The sequence below is a fragment of the Dyella sp. SYSU CM1112 genome, from assembly GCF_058216415.1.
In genome coordinates this window covers 1-363 of record NZ_JBZEGI010000077.1, presented here as the reverse complement: position 1 = coordinate 363, position 363 = coordinate 1, and the positions used below count along the sequence as shown (strand labels likewise).

Genomic DNA, 363 nt, shown 5'->3' with positions numbered 1-363 from the left:
GGCTTGCGCCGCAGGGGTCATGCTGGTGCGCCGGCCGGCCGCATCGTAGGTGTAGCAGACGCTGCCTTGCGGGCTGCTGGTGCTGGTGATGCGATCCAGGCCGTCGTAGCCCCAACTGAGCGTGCCGCTGCTGGAATCAACCAGACTGGTCAGGCGATTGCCGGCATCGTAGCTGGCCTGGAGGCCGGAGCCATCGGCGTAGGACACCAGGCTGCGGCGGTTGAGCGCGTCGTAGCTGAGGTCGGTGAGCTGCCCTTTGCGGTCGGTGTGGCTGAGCACCTGGCCCCAGCCCGTTGTATGTCCACGACTCGCTCTGGTTCATTGCATCGGTGCGCGTGATCAGGCGATTGCGGGTGTCGTAGC

General features: G+C 66.4%; 1 protein-coding gene. It reads right to left on the bottom strand.

What is annotated here, in order from left to right; translation table 11 throughout:
* The coding region (locus AC4HNJ_RS21690; protein ID WP_490481696.1) for a hypothetical protein at positions 1-279 on the bottom strand (279 nt) is incomplete at its 3' end.
* Positions 280-363: the final 84 nt, after the last annotated feature.